Raw genomic sequence first — 374 nt, forward strand, 5'->3', positions numbered from 1 at the left:
GCCGCCTGCGGCCTTCGCACCGTGGCTCCCGGCGCGCGCCGCTGACCGGGAACGGGAACGCACCGAATCCGGGCTATTCCGGTTTGCGGCACACGAAGCTGGCGATCGTTCCCTTCACCCCTTCGTCGGGAGCTTGCACCAGTCGCGCGGTGACAACGAGGCCAGCTTCTTCCAGCAGTTCGGAAATGCGGTCCGCCGGCAGCCGATAGGACTCGAAGGGCGCCGGGTGACCTCCATAGGCGAGAGTCCGACGCAGGTGCTCACTCTTGCCCACACGGCAGACGAGCATCAGGGGGCCCCCCGGCGCCAGGGTGCGGTGGAACTCGGGGAACACGACCGGCAGCAACTCCGGCGGCGTGTGGTGAGTGGAGTAA

1 pseudogene is annotated in these 374 nt (G+C 68.2%); it reads right to left on the reverse strand.

The features are described 5' to 3' along the window. Positions 1–73: 73 nt before the first annotated feature. Positions 74–374: pseudogene (locus TN53_RS42920) on the reverse strand (SAM-dependent methyltransferase); the annotation flags it as partial.

Source organism: Streptomyces sp. WM6386 (genome assembly GCF_000972385.1).
Taxonomy (GTDB): domain Bacteria; phylum Actinomycetota; class Actinomycetes; order Streptomycetales; family Streptomycetaceae; genus Streptomyces.